The following is a 13,947-nucleotide window of genomic DNA, read 5'->3' on the forward strand; positions in this document are numbered from 1 at the left end:
TCTAGCTACATGTTATGCCCGAACACAAAATTTCTGACAGTCTCCGCTCGGTTCTCTCAAGCATTCTCGCCGCCCTGCCGAACCATCGAATAGCGGTCAATATCTTCTCGCAATGTCCACCCCTGCCCCGACCAATATCGGCCAGCCGCCTCGTTAACCTTCAGCACATCCAGATGACACTTATAAATTCCCAGCGCTTCCAGACACTGAAGGCAGCGCTCGACCAACTCGTGAGCTATCCCCTGTCGACGATACTCCGGCCGCACAATCAAATGTTGTAGATAACCGCGGCGGCCGTCATGCCCACACATGACACAGCCGCACACAGCCCCCTCCGCCTCGGCGACGAAGCTCATACCGGGGTTTCTGTCGAGGTAGCGTGCCGTCGATTCACGCGAATCGGCATCTCGCAGAGAGATGCCCGGTGTATTGCGCATCAGTTCGATGACCGATTCGTAATCCTTGATTGTCATGCGGCGAATCGTGATCACTGGCTATGCCCGGCCTGTTATTCCAATGGCGGAGCAGATTAACAGGGCATTTCGCTGATCAGATGACAGCGCTGCCAGAGTTTGCCTATCAACCCATAACGTTCTTTCTATTAGAAATATCCACAAAGAAGGCTAATCTGCAAGAGCATCGGCGAAGGCCGTGCGGTTTTACCCTGATAAGGAGATAAGAATGAGCTCAAGTTTTCTGTGCACGTTGTGGGCTCGTATCGCAGCAATCCAATGATCGCTACTGGCCTGATCGTTGATCGAGCGGCCGGTACGAACCCAGTGCTATGGAGTTCCGTCATCACTGTCTGAAGCCCCGCGAGTGGGCTGGATGGCCGGATGCAAATGACAAAAAGGTGTATCAAGCATGTCAACTGAATCGAAATGCCCCTTCAACCACGCTGCTGGCGGCGGCACCACCAACCGTGACTGGTGGCCCAAGCAGCTGAATCTGAAGATTCTGCATCAGCATTCCTCACTCTCCGACCCGATGGGCGAGAGCTTTGATTATGCCAAGGAGTTCAAGAGCCTTGACTTCGAAGCGGTCAAACAAGACCTGCGCGACGTCATGACCCGGTCGCAGGACTGGTGGCCGGCCGACTTTGGCCATTATGGTCCGCTGTTCGTTCGCATGGCCTGGCACAGCGCCGGTACTTACCGTACAGGCGATGGCCGTGGCGGTGCAGGTGCTGGTCAGCAACGTTTTGCGCCGCTCAACAGCTGGCCTGACAACGTCAGCCTGGACAAGGCACGTCGCCTGATCTGGCCAGTCAAGCAGAAGTATGGCCGCAAGATCTCCTGGGCCGACCTGATTGTGCTTACCGGCAACGTCGCGCTGGAGTCGATGGGCTTCAAGACGTTCGGTTTTTCCGGTGGTCGCCCGGATGTCTGGGAACCGGAAGAAGATGTGTACTGGGGCTCCGAGACCACCTGGCTGGGTGGCGAAGAACGCTACGGCGCACAGAAGAAAATGCAGCAGCCGGGCGACGGCACGCTGGTCGCCGAGCCGGAGAACCATGCCAACGAAGAAAGCCGCACCGCGAGCGGTGAGCGCAATCTGGAAAACCCGCTTGCCGCTGTGCAGATGGGCTTGATCTACGTGAACCCGGAAGGGCCTGAAGGCGTGCCGGACCCGGTCGCTTCGGCGAAGGATATCCGTGAAACCTTCGGTCGCATGGCGATGAACGATGAAGAAACCGTAGCGCTGATCGCCGGTGGTCACGCCTTCGGCAAGACCCATGGCGCAGGCCCTGCCGACAACGTCGGTCCGGAGCCGGAAGCAGCCGGTCTTGAAGAGCAGGGGCTTGGCTGGAGAAACAAATTCGGCAGCGGCAAGGGTGGCGACACCATCACCAGCGGCCTGGAAGTGACCTGGACTTCGACTCCGACCAAATGGAGCAACGAGTACCTGGAAAACCTCTTTGGCTTCGAGTGGGAGCTGACCAAGAGCCCGGCAGGCGCGCATCAGTGGACGCCGAAGAACGGCGCAGGCGCGGGCAAGATTCCGGATGCCCACGATCCATCCAAACGTCATGCGCCAAGCATGCTGACCTCTGACCTGGCGCTGCGCTTCGATCCAGCTTACGAGCAGATCTCCCGTCGCTTCCTGAACAACCCTGAGCAACTGGCCGACGCGTTCGCCCGCGCCTGGTTCAAGCTGACTCACCGTGACATGGGCCCGCTCGCGCGCTACCTCGGCCCGGAAACACCGGCCGAAGAGCTGCTGTGGCAAGACCCTATTCCGAATGTTGATCATGCGTTGGTGGATGATCAGGATGTTGCCGCGCTCAAAGGCAAGATTCTGGCTTCGGGGCTTTCTGTCTCGCAGCTGGTTTCAACCGCATGGGCAGCCGCTTCTACTTTCCGTGGCTCTGACAAGCGCGGCGGTGCCAATGGCGGCCGTCTGCGTCTTGCTCCGCAAAAGGACTGGGCGGTTAACCAGCCTGCACAACTGGCGGGCGTACTGAAGACGCTTGAGGGGATTCAGAGCGAGTTCAACGCCGCTCAGTCGAGTGGCAAGCAGGTTTCCATTGCGGACCTGATCGTCCTGGCCGGTAGTGCAGGTGTCGAGCAGGCTGCGAAGAACGCTGGTCATCACGTCACGGTGCCGTTCACACCAGGCCGTGCCGATGCATCGCAGGAGCAGACGGATGTCGAGTCGTTCAGCTTCCTTGAGCCGATCGCCGATGGCTTCCGCAACTATCAGAAGGCGCACTACAAGGTCTCGGCAGAATCGCTGCTGGTCGACAAGGCGCAACTGCTGACCCTGACGGCACCGGAAATGGCTGTGCTGTTGGGCGGCCTGCGGGTCTTGAATATTAACGTTGGACAGAGCAAGCACGGCGTCTTCACCGACAAGCCTGAAACCCTGAGCAACGACTTCTTCAAGAACCTGCTGGACATGGCCGTTGAGTGGAGAGCGACTTCAGGTGCCAACGACACCTTTGAAGCACGTGACCGCAAAACCGGCGCAGTCAAATGGACCGGCACCCGTGTCGATCTGGTATTTGGCTCACATGCCCAACTGCGTGCGATTTCCGAGGTGTACGGCAGTTCGGACGCTAACGAGAAGTTCGTCAAAGACTTCGTGGCCGCATGGACCAAGGTGATGAACCTGGACCGCTTCGACCTGGCTTGATGTGTTTGATGTGCTGAGTTGAAAAAACGCCTCCCTTGCGGAGGCGTTTTTTTACGGCCATCAAAAAGCGAAGGCTGGTTTTATCAGCGACTCATCATGCTTGCCGCCTGCTCCGTCGCTTCAGTCGTTCGAGTCGCCAGCTTGCGCACTTCGTCAGCTACCACCGCAAAGCCCCGCCCAGCTTCCCCGGCAAGTGCAGCTTCAATCGCGGCATTGAGCGCCAGAAGGTTGGTTTGGCTGGCAATGCTCTGGATAGTGCCGACTATCTGGGTCAGTTGAGTGATGTTCTCTTCCAGGTTTTTCTGATGCTGTGCTTCGGTGTCGCGAAGAGCATCCTGCTCATGCTTCAAATGCACATCCACCAACGCACCGACCACCCTCAGCGGAATACCTTCGGGATTGCGACGAGTCTGGCCGCGTGCACGGAACCAGCGGTACTCGCCGGTTTTCATCTTCAGGCGGTACTCGATATCGAACGGCGTCTTGCCAGTCCGGTCATTCAAGTGCGCACCGAATGCCGTCAGACTGCGCTCCTTGTCGTCAGGGTGCAGCCGTGATGCCCAGCTATCCAGTACGTCAGGAAACTCTTCGACTGTTTCAAAACCCAAAAGCCGCCTGAACTGTGGAGACCACCAGAACGGGTTTCTCGCATTGACCGGGTCGCCAGCAATGACCTCCATGTCCCAGAGCCCGTCGGAGAGCATCTCCCGGGCCAGTTCGAATCGGGTAATGATCACATCGTGTTCCAGATCACGTTCAAGCTCATCGTAAATATCACGAAGCGAGCCGGCGACACGCAGCGGCGTTCCGCGTGCGTCTCTTAACGTTTCGCCTTGGGCATAGAACCAGCGATAAGTGCCGTTCTTCATCGCCAGACGATTCTTGACCCGGTACGGCGTGTTACCCGAGCGATCATTCAGATGCTTGGCAAATGCGTCGAGCGTGGCTTGTTTATCCTGCGGATGAAGCCGGTCTGCCCAGCTCGCCAGTACGTTAGGGAAATCTCGCTCGTCGTTAAAACCGAGAAGCGTGCGAAGTTGCTGCGACCACCAGAATCGATTGTTCGGGTTGACCGGATCGCCTGCTACGACCTCCATATCCCAGAGGCCCTCGCTCGACGCACGGTTGACCAGATCAAAGCGGGTCTCATAAGCGGCGGCCGAAGCAGAGGCTTCACCCAGAAGGTGGCGGGCGGTTTCCAGTTCCTGCTCAAGATCGGCGATACGTTGCTCGTCGAGACGACGCTGGGCACTCAGCGAACTCCAGCACTCAAGTACGCTGTTCTCTTCAGCACAGCCTCTTACCAGCGGCTCGCCAGCCCCCTTGAGAGAGGCAATAAGTTGTTGAAGGGCTTTTCTGTCACGACGTGGTCGGAATAAGTGAAACATGCACAGGGCTCTCAAAATAAAGTCAGATTTGCCGAGTCCCTGGCATGTCACTTCTTTATCGACATGCCGTGCGGTTTCTGAATCGTCAGATTGCAATCAGGTAATGGTCACTTGTTCCAGAATCAACTTCACGGCTTGCTGATCGGTTTGCGCCCCGGCCATCAACTCCGCTACCCAGCCGCAACCGGACTTCTCCAGATGAACTCGCCAATCACAGGGCCAGTTCTCAAGCCCGGCCAGGTTCAGAAATATACAGCCACCCCGCTCAGCATGCCCGCCGGTAATTGACTGTTCAAAACAGAACGGTTTATCGGCTCCGGATGTGTCGACACTGAATAGGTACACATCGTGTTTCGGGTCCTCAAGCGAAGGCGCGCAATTGCGCTGACTGATCAGCTTCAACATTTTTCAATCTACTCCTGGCTATATGATTGACTGTGACGTCCATTACTTCGGGAATGCAGTTCGCGACGGTTTACGTCGCGAAGAGGACGCAGAGCGTCCAGACCGGCATGCCGACGCGGAGCGTCGCACGATAGTTGAGATTATCGTCCCCTACGCTCACCCCCTCGCTCCAAACCTGCGCAACACCACAACCCCAAGCAGCGCCGATAACACCGACCCGATCAGTACGCCCACCTTGACCTCATCCACCAGCTCCGGTGCGCCCGGGAAGGCCAGTGCGCCGATGAACAGGCTCATGGTGAAACCAATACCGCACAGCGCCGCAACGCCATAAAGCTGGCCCCAGTTGCTGCCGTCCGGCAAGCGGGCCAGGCCCGCGCGGATGGCCAGTGCAGCGAGGGCGAAGATGCCGACCTGTTTGCCGATCAGCAGCCCCAGCGCGACGCCCAACGGCACCGGGTCCAGCAGTTTGTCGACAGTGATGCCTGACAGTGAAACGCCGGCATTGGCGAATCCAAAAACCGGTACGACGGCAAAGGCCACCCACGGGTGCAGTTTTTCTTCCAGATGCAGCAGCGGCGAGCTGGCTTCTTCATCGGGTTTGCCGAGCGGAATGCACAGTGCCAGCGCTACGCCCGCCAAGGTGGCGTGAATACCGGACTGGAGCATGAAGAACCACAACAGCGCGCCGACAATCAGGTAAGGCAGCAGCTTTTTAACGCCCAAGCGGTTCAGCGCAACGAGCACGGCGATGGAGCCAAGTGCGGCCAGCAGCATGGGAATGGACAGATCGCTGGTGTAGAACAGCGCGATGATCAGCACAGCGCCGAGGTCATCGAGAATTGCCAGTGCCGACAGGAATATCTTCAGCGACAACGGCACACGCTTGCCCAGCAATGACAGCACACCCAGGGCGAATGCGATGTCGGTCGCTGCCGGAATGGCCCAGCCGCCAATGGTGTCTGACTGGCCCCAATTGAATGCCACGTAGATCAACGCCGGAACCACCATGCCGCCCAGCGCCGCGAAGCCCGGCAAGGCGCGCTGGCTCCAGGACGCCAGCTGGCCGGCCAGCATTTCGCGCTTGATCTCCAGGCCCACCAGCATGAAGAAGATTGCCATCAGGCCATCGTTGATCCAGTGCGCTACCGACATCCCGGCGAGCACGGTATGCAGCGCTGCAAAGTAGCTGTCGGCCAGCGGCGAGTTGGCGACGATCAGGGCTGCAAGCGCAGCCGCCATCAGGATCAGACCGCCAGCGGCCTCAGCGGCGAAAAAGCGCTTGATGAACGCCAGCGCGCTCGGGGATTCGGTACGGGGGGTGGGGTTGTGCATGCAGGGCTCCGCAGGGTACAGCGCAAAAAGGCCGCAACCTTACCACTCGCAGAGCCTGCCACAGCGCAGGTAAACCTGAGGATACAAATTAACGCGCATGCCCATCATGGCTTGAGGAATCAGGGCTCCTGTCTGCCAGACAACAGCCCTGCCCGCTTCACTTCTTGACGGTTTCTTCAAGCGTGAACCGGCCCAACGGGTTCTGGCCGAAGTGCTCGATGTTCTTGCGTGAAACACTGATGTAAGGGCTGTAGTACAGGTCGATCCAGTTGACGTCGGCTTTGGCCATTTTCTGCAGGTCGATGTACATCTGCTCACGCTTTTTGGGGTCCATTTCAACCCGCGCAGCAGCAACCAGCTCCTTGACCTTCTCGATCTTGTAACGGGTCATGTAGTTGTTGTTGGTGTCATGGCCAAGCACGAAGGTGGTTTTCTGATCCGGGTCGAGGATGTCGTTGGTCCAATACATCACGGAGATGTCGTAGTCACCGGCAATCAGCATGTCCCAGCTCTGGCTCGGGTCGACTTTCTGTAGCGTGGTGGTTACGCCAACCTTGGCCAGTTGCTGTTGCAGCATGACCGCAATTTGCTCGTCGACTTCGTTGCCAGCATTGACTACATAGTTGAGCTTCAGGTCTGACGCACCGGCATCCGCCAGCATCTGTTTGGCCTTGACCGGGTCATACGGGCGTTGCAGGTTATCGGCGTAGTGATACAGCGCGCCCTTGGGAATGTAGGAATTGGCCACGGTGCCCAGCCCGAAGGTAGCGGCCTCGACCAGCGATTTCTTGTCGATAGCCATGTCCAGTGCCTGGCGTACCTCAGGCTTGGCCAATGCGCCGTGCTCATGGTTGAGCAACAAATGATCTTCACGGGTGGACGGGTCAAGGTGGACCACCAGATCAGGGTTCTTTTTCAGGTTTTCGACACGGGAGAACGGCACATAGATCGCTGCATCCAGTTCGCCCTTCTGGACCATCAGCATACGGGTGTTGTCATCCGGCACCGAGATCCACTCGACACCATCCAGGCTGACGCTCGGCGCTTCCCAGAAGTCGGGGTTCTTCGCCAGGATCACCCGATCACCGCGCCGCCATTCTTTCACTGTGAAGGCTCCCGAACCGACAGGCTTTTCGGCGTAAGCCTCTTCGCCCAGGGTCTTCATGGCCTTCTCGGAGAGAATCGACACGTTGGGCAGCGCCAGTTGCGAGAGGAACGAGGCCGATGGATTCTTCAGGGTGATGACCAGCGTACGCGGATCTGTTGCGACGGCTTTGTCGATAATCTTGTAGGAATCGCTCCACAGCGAGCCCTTGTCGTCGCGAATTCGCAGCAGGCTGAATACAGCGTCGCTGGCGGTCAGCTCCGAGCCATCAGAGAATTTGGCCGGGCGTATCTTGAGTGTATAGGTCAGCCCGTCGTGCGAAATCGACCAGCTTTCGGCCAGTCCTGGCACCAGCTTTGTACCCTTGTCGTCAACCCGGATCAGCACATCGTAGACGTTGGAAAATACCCAGTTGTCGATGTTTTGCGCGCTTTTGATCGGGTCGAAGGTAGTGCCGTCCTCACGACGGCCGATGGTCAGCACGCCCGCGGCTTCCGCCACTCCCGCTGCCAGGGAACAGGCCGCCAGCATGGCGACGGTCAGCATTTTCATTGGTCGAGCTTTCATACAAATGAACTCCTTGCCGGTGTCGGGACAGATGTTTGTTGTAGGTCTGGATCAAAAAACGGGTGCATCAAGTACACAGTCGTAGCGCTGCTCGCCGACATGCCGGGTGGGTGGCGCGACGCTGGAGCAGGTCGGTCTGGCAAACCGGCAACGCGGATGAAAGGCGCAGCCCGCGGGTAAATTCAGGGGGCTGGGGGGCTCGCCCTGCAAGGGTTCACCGGGCAGCGGACGATCCGGATCAATCTCCGGAATAGCCTGGATCAGCGCCGCGGTATACGGATGACGCGGTTTGAGAAAGACCTCTCGGGCCCTCTTCAACGATTTTGCCCAGGTACATCACCGCCACCCGGTCACACAGGCGGCGCACGATGGCGAGATCGTGAGCAATGAACAGAATTGCCAGGTTCATGCGCTGGCGTAGTTCCAGCAGCAGGTTAATGATCTGCCCCTGAATCGACACGTCCAGCGCCGCCACACACTCGTCGGCGATGATAAGCCGCGGCTCGATGGCCAGTGCGCGGGCAATGCCGACACGCTGACATTGCCCGCCGCTCAAGGCACCCGGTTTGCGTTCGGCAAATTCGGGGCGCAGACCGACCATGTCGAGCAACTCGATGACCCGCGCCGGAATCTCGGATGCGCTGACCTTGCGTTGCACTTTCAGCACCTCGGCCAATGTGGCACCGACGGTCATGCGCGGGTTGAGCGAGGAAGACGGGTCCTGAAAGATCATTGCTGTTTCACTGCGCAAACGCTGCAGACTGATACCGCTACCCTGGGCCATGTCGACGTCATCGAAGACGATCTGCCCGGAAGTAATGTCGTTCAGACGCAGAATGGCGCGCCCCAGCGTGCTCTTGCCGCTGCCAGACTCACCCACCAGCCCCAGCGTTTCACCCTCACAAATGCTCAGCGACACACCGTTGACGGCATGCACCCAACGCTTATTGAGACCCATGAAGCCTGATCCGGGGGCCGGGAAGCGCACCACCAGATCGTTGACGTTCAACAGCCTGTAGCCGCTCATGATACGGCCCCTCGGGAATCTGCCAGCGGATAGTGACAGGCCGCTTCATGGGCAACCCCCATCGACCGCATCAGGGGGAGCGTCTCGACGCAGCCTGCGCCCGCATGACCGCAGCGCGCATGAAAACGGCAGCCAGCGGGCAGCGCATCGAGCAATGGCGGCTGTCCGGGAATGGTGCGCAGCAGGCCACTGCCCGCGCTGCTGGCAGGCTGGCAGTCGATCAGGCCGCGGGTGTAAGGATGACGGGCGCGGGCCAGCACGTCGCGCTTGCTGCCGTGTTCACACAAGCGACCGGCGTACATCACCGCGATGGAGTCGCAGGTTTGCGCTACAACGCCCAGGTCGTGGGTAATCATGATCAACGACAGCCCGTGACGGTCACGCAGGTCCAGTAACAGCCGCAGGATTTGCGCCTGTACCGTCACGTCCAGCGCGGTGGTCGGTTCGTCAGCGATCAGCACCTGCGGCCCGCAGCCCAGCGCCACGGCAATCATGGCGCGCTGGCGCATGCCGCCGGAAAACTCATGGGGAAAGTTATCCACACGCGAAGCCGGGTCGGGAATGCCGACCTGACGCAGCAGATCAATCGCCTGCGCCCGAGCCTCACGTTTCGAAGCCCCTTGGTGCAGACGAAAGCCTTCGGCAATCTGCTCGCCGATACGCATCAGCGGGTCCAGATGACTGCTGGGGTTCTGGAAGATCATGCCGATCCGCCGCCCGCGCATGGCACGCATGCCGGCTGCATCGAGTTTCAGCAGGTCGACATCATTGAGCAGCACCGAACCACCGCGCACGTGCAGGTCCGGCGATGGCATCAGTTGCATCAATGCCCGGCAAGCCATGGTCTTGCCAGAGCCACTTTCGCCGACCAGCCCGAGAATCTCGCCCTGCTGCAGATCGAACGACAACCGGTCGACCAGCGTTACCTCGCGCCCCCGACTGTTCGCAATCACGCTCATCTCGCTGACTTTCAGCACCGGCGTACTCATTGCCGCTCTCCGAGGGTTTCGGCAACGCCGTCCGCCAGCAGGCTGAAACCCATGGCCAGCGTCACGATGGCCAGCCCCGGAAAGGTGCAGATCCACCACGCAGACGTCAGAAACGCCTGCCCCTCGGCGACCATCGTGCCCCACTCGGCCAACGGCGGTTGCACGCCCAGGCCCAGGTAGCTGACCGAAGCGCCACTGAGCAACACCAGCACCGCATCGGACATGGAAAACACAATCGAGCCGAACATCGCATTGGGCAGCAGATGGCGAAACAGAATACGCAGGTGACCAAACCCCAGGCTCTTGGCCGCCAGGGCGAAATCGCTTTCCTTGAGGACCAGAATCTGTGAACGGATCAGCCGCGCGTAAGACACCCAGCCCACCAGGGCCATGGCGATGTAGAAACTGCTCAGGCCAGGGCCGAGAATCGCAATGATCGCCAGCATCAGCACCAGAAACGGAAAGGCCAGAACGATATCGATCACGCGCATGCACAGGTTGTCGAAGCGACCGCCTATATAGCCCGACAATGCGCCTACAAACGTGCCGATGATGAACGGGAAAACCACCCCGAGCACACAGATCTGCAGGTCGATGCGTGCCGCCCAGATGACTCTGGACAGAATGTCGCGACCAAAATTGTCGGTGCCGAACGGATGCGCGAGGTGCGGTGCAAGCATGCGCAGTTCGGTGTTCTGGTAAATCGGGTCATAAGGTGCCAGCCACGGCGCGAAGAGTGCCATCAGCAGCCATAGCCCAAGCAACGAGCCGCCCAGCAGCATCGCCAGCCGGCCATTGCGCAAGCGCAGCCGCGAACGCCAGTGTGGGCGCAGAGGGGCGTGGGCGATGGTCATTTGATGTTCACCCGCGGGTCTATCGCGACAGTGGCCACATCAGCGAGAAAGTTGACGATTACCGTGGCACAGGCGAGCACCATGGCTACCCCCTGCACCACCATGTAATCGCGACTGAAGATGCCGCGCACCAGCAGCTGGCCGATGCCGGGGATGGCAAACAGGCTTTCGATAACGACAGTGCCGCTGATCAGCCAGCCGATGTTCACTGCCAGCAGGTTGATTGACGGCACCAGCGAGTTGGGCAATACGTGACGGCGAAACACTGCGCCCTCACTGACGCCACGTGCCCGCGCCGCAGTGACATGATCAGCCTGCAGCTCCATGAGCATGCTGGCGCGCAGGTTGCGAATCAGCACTGCGGACAGAGCCAGGGCAATGGTCAGGCATGGCAGCACCATGTGGTGGGCCTTGTCCAGCCAGTCACTGCCGTAACCTGACACCGGAAACCAGCCAAGCTGCACACTGAACAGCAGAATCAGCATGATGCCCAGCCAGAATGCCGGCATGCCCAACCCCGTGGTGGTGAAGACACGAATCAGGTTATCGCCCCAACTGCCCTTGTTGCGTGCAGCGACCGTGGCCAAAGGCACGGCGATCAGCAGAGCCAGCAGGACGCTGCCACACACCAGAAATACGGTAGGCTCCAGCCGGGTAACGATCAGTTTGAGCACATCGATCTTGTACAGCAGCGATTTACCCATATCGCCCTGCAAGAGGTTTTTCATGAAGTACACATACTGCGTCCACAAGGGTTCATCCAGCCCGTACTGGGCGCGGATGTTGGCCAGTGCCTGCGGTGTGGAACGTGCGCCCAGCAGAATGCGCGCCGGGTCACCGGGGATCGAGCGCACCAGAATGAAGGTCACCAGACTGATGCCGAACAGCACCGGCAGCAACTGCAACGGACGCTGGAGAATAAAACGATAACGACCCAGATTCATCAGACGCCCCGATGCTGTGACAGAGAATTCAGCAGGACCGGAAAGTACGCCGCCACCCCTTTCACGCAAAAGGGCAGAGCGAAGTTGTAGTCGAACATTGACCATCCGTCGACTTTGATTGTTTTGCGCTCATCCGCCTTGCTCGCATACCCCATCGCACCTCACCTTTGCGGACGTCGCTCATGGCCTCAACCCTATCGCGCAGCGCCATGGCAAACAGCTAGCAATTCTTATAGGTTTTACACGACTGACAGCCGGTTGGACGCAGGCGTGGCACTGTCCTTGCTAATTGCTATATTAAGCCCCCTACACCGGCTCTATGACAAAGGAGGTCAAGCCATGCATATCAGGTTGTCGGATTTCAATTCGCGTCTGCAATCGGCATCTACAGTGGATCAGCAAATGGATTGCGCACTGTTACTGGCCTCGGATCTAGGATTCGATGCAGTGATTTACGATTACAGCCCGGTGCCTGTGTCCCATGATGGAGCACTGATCACACCTTCGTTGCTTTCATTGCGCAACACCCCGGCAGATTGGCACGCACTCTGGTGCAGCCAGGGGTACTACCAGATCGACCCGGTGCAACACCTGGCCGTGGCCAGCGTTTCGCCTTTTGTATGGTCATACCAGCCCAAGGCTGAAACGGTGCTGCAAACCTTTATCACCGACATGCACAAGCCGGTGGTGCGCTATCTGCATGACTCACACATGACGTGTGGCGTGACAGTGCCTATCCACATGCCCAAGGGCGGTTTTGCCACCCTGACAGGCCTGTGTTCCGACAGCAGCGACGCTGCACTGGAAGATGCCCGGCAGAGCCTGGCCGAGTTCGGTCTGCTGGCTCAGGCCTTTCAGGAAGTCGCCTACCCGCTGTTTGACCAGAAGATGCGCTCCTGTAATGCGATCAAGCTCACCCGCCGTGAGCGTGAATGCCTGAGCTGGTCTGCCGAAGGGCTGACGGCCAGGGAAATCGCCGATCAGCTCAACCGTTCGGTCGCCACGGTGACGCTGCATCTGAATTCGGCCATGCAGAAACTGGGTGCCAAAAACCGTGTGCAGGCAGTCGTGCGTGCCGTTCACTACCGTTTACTCGACCAATGACCGGTTCATCAGCCAAAACCTATCATTTTCTATAGTTTTAAGATGCCACGCGCAGCGCTATGGTGCCCCGAACTATCCAGCAGGGACAGGCGACATGGCAGACATGACGATCAAGGAAGGTTTTGCGCCGTTCGGCGACTATCAGACGTGGTATCGCGTCACCGGCAACTTGCAAGGCCCGCGTACACCGTTGGTCATTCTGCACGGCGGCCCCGGCTGTACCCATGATTACGTGGACTCGTTCAAGGACCTCGCCAGTACCAGTCAGGCGGTGATCCATTACGACCAGTTGGGTAACGGAAAGTCGACTCGCCTGCCCTATGAGAGTCGCGAATTCTGGACAGTCGATCTGTTCCTGAGAGAGCTGAACAACCTGCTTGCCCACTTGGGCATCGAAGGCAATTACGCGTTATTGGGCCAGTCGTGGGGCGGCATGCTGGCTTCGGAGCATTCGGTGCTCCAGCCCAAAGGGCTGAAAGCGCTGATTGTCGCCAACTCCCCGGCAGATATGCAGACCTGGGTAAGCGAGGCCAACCGACTGCGCGAGGACTTGCCTGAAGCTGTGCAAGCTGCGTTGCTCAAGCACGAACAGGCAGGAACGTTGACTGACCCTGAGTACCTTGAATCATCGCGGGCATTTTATGACCGTCATGTATGCCGCATCACACCCTGGCCGGACGAGGTGAAACGCACCTTTGACCAGATCGACGCGGACCCGACCGTGTATCACGCCATGAATGGCCCTACCGAGTTTCACGTTATCGGCACCCTGAAAAACTGGACCATTGTCGACAGGCTGGAACACATCAAGGTCCCGACATTGGTGATTTCGGGGTTTTACGACGAAGCCACCCCACTCGTGGTGAAACCCTACGTGGAGAACATCCCTGACGTTCGCTGGTCGGTGTTCAGAGAGTCCAGCCACATGCCCCATGTGGAAGAAAGAATGGCGTGCATGGGCTGCGTAGCAGGTTTTCTGGATAAGTTATCTGTGGCCGCTACCGTGTCAGCGGCTTAGTCCTGCAGTCCGAGACTGTCAGAAATTTTGTGTTCGGGCATAACATGTAGCTAGAGGTGCATGTATGCCGACCAAA

10 protein-coding genes and 3 pseudogenes are annotated in these 13,947 nt (G+C 58.7%); 3 read left to right on the top strand and 10 right to left on the bottom strand.

All coding sequences use genetic code 11. From position 1 onward, the window contains the following. Positions 1 to 56: 56 nt before the first annotated feature. Positions 57 to 491 (bottom strand): GNAT family N-acetyltransferase, encoded by a 435-nt coding sequence (locus AO277_RS04870; RefSeq protein ID WP_044319642.1) that lies wholly within the window; start codon positions 489 to 491, stop codon positions 57 to 59. Between the two features lie 373 nt (positions 492 to 864). Here AO277_RS04870 and katG point away from each other — a divergent pair, with 373 nt between their 5' ends. Then, positions 865 to 3,135, top strand: coding sequence for a catalase/peroxidase HPI (gene katG, locus AO277_RS04875; protein ID WP_002555157.1), 2,271 nt, complete (start codon positions 865 to 867; stop codon positions 3,133 to 3,135). An 89-nt stretch (positions 3,136 to 3,224) separates the two neighbouring features. Here the strand turns inward: katG and AO277_RS29560 are convergent. The 9 genes and pseudogenes from AO277_RS29560 to AO277_RS04915 all read right to left on the bottom strand — a co-directional run. Next, positions 3,225 to 3,452 (bottom strand): annotated as a pseudogene (locus tag AO277_RS29560) (methyl-accepting chemotaxis protein); the annotation flags it as partial. 60 nt (positions 3,453 to 3,512) lie between these two features. Continuing rightward, positions 3,513 to 4,523, bottom strand: a pseudogene (locus tag AO277_RS29380) (PAS domain-containing protein); the annotation flags it as partial. Positions 4,524 to 4,619: 96 nt separating this feature from the next. Continuing rightward, positions 4,620 to 4,928, bottom strand: coding sequence for a hypothetical protein (locus AO277_RS04885; protein ID WP_044319640.1), 309 nt, complete (start codon positions 4,926 to 4,928; stop codon positions 4,620 to 4,622). Between the two features lie 156 nt (positions 4,929 to 5,084). Next, entirely contained in the window at positions 5,085 to 6,263 is a 1,179-nt protein-coding gene (nhaA, locus tag AO277_RS04890) for a Na+/H+ antiporter NhaA (RefSeq protein WP_031597071.1), read from the bottom strand. A gap of 157 nt (positions 6,264 to 6,420) precedes the next feature. Continuing rightward, a complete protein-coding gene (locus AO277_RS04895) occupies positions 6,421 to 7,935 on the bottom strand; it encodes an ABC transporter substrate-binding protein (protein WP_044319639.1) in 1,515 nt (504 codons plus the stop codon). Between the two features lie 51 nt (positions 7,936 to 7,986). Beyond that, positions 7,987 to 8,962, bottom strand: a pseudogene (locus AO277_RS04900) (ABC transporter ATP-binding protein). Continuing rightward, on the bottom strand, positions 8,959 to 9,951 hold the full coding sequence (locus AO277_RS04905) for an ABC transporter ATP-binding protein (RefSeq protein ID WP_002555163.1): 993 nt from the start codon (positions 9,949 to 9,951) through the stop codon (positions 8,959 to 8,961). The pseudogene AO277_RS04900 and the gene AO277_RS04905 overlap by 4 nt, the downstream one beginning before the upstream one ends. After that, on the bottom strand, positions 9,948 to 10,805 hold the full coding sequence (locus AO277_RS04910; protein ID WP_010205559.1) for an ABC transporter permease: 858 nt from the start codon (positions 10,803 to 10,805) through the stop codon (positions 9,948 to 9,950). The genes AO277_RS04905 and AO277_RS04910 overlap by 4 nt, the downstream gene beginning before the upstream one ends. After that, the gene (locus AO277_RS04915) at positions 10,802 to 11,749 is read right to left on the bottom strand and encodes an ABC transporter permease (RefSeq protein ID WP_005745304.1); all 948 of its coding nucleotides are present in this window, start codon (positions 11,747 to 11,749) and stop codon (positions 10,802 to 10,804) included. The genes AO277_RS04910 and AO277_RS04915 overlap by 4 nt, the downstream gene beginning before the upstream one ends. Before the next feature lie 339 nt (positions 11,750 to 12,088). On the opposite strand from AO277_RS04915, the gene AO277_RS04920 reads away from it, so the two are divergent. Both AO277_RS04920 and AO277_RS04925 read left to right on the top strand, forming a co-directional pair. Further along, positions 12,089 to 12,853, top strand: coding sequence for a LuxR family transcriptional regulator (locus AO277_RS04920; protein ID WP_002555167.1), 765 nt, complete (start codon positions 12,089 to 12,091; stop codon positions 12,851 to 12,853). Between the two features lie 94 nt (positions 12,854 to 12,947). Beyond that, complete coding sequence (locus AO277_RS04925) at positions 12,948 to 13,871, top strand: proline iminopeptidase-family hydrolase (RefSeq protein WP_044319638.1); 924 nt, start codon at positions 12,948 to 12,950, stop codon at positions 13,869 to 13,871. The last annotated feature ends 76 nt before the right edge of the window (positions 13,872 to 13,947 follow it).

Origin of the sequence: Pseudomonas amygdali (assembly GCF_002699855.1) — a bacterium.
Lineage (GTDB): Bacteria > Pseudomonadota > Gammaproteobacteria > Pseudomonadales > Pseudomonadaceae > Aquipseudomonas > Aquipseudomonas amygdali.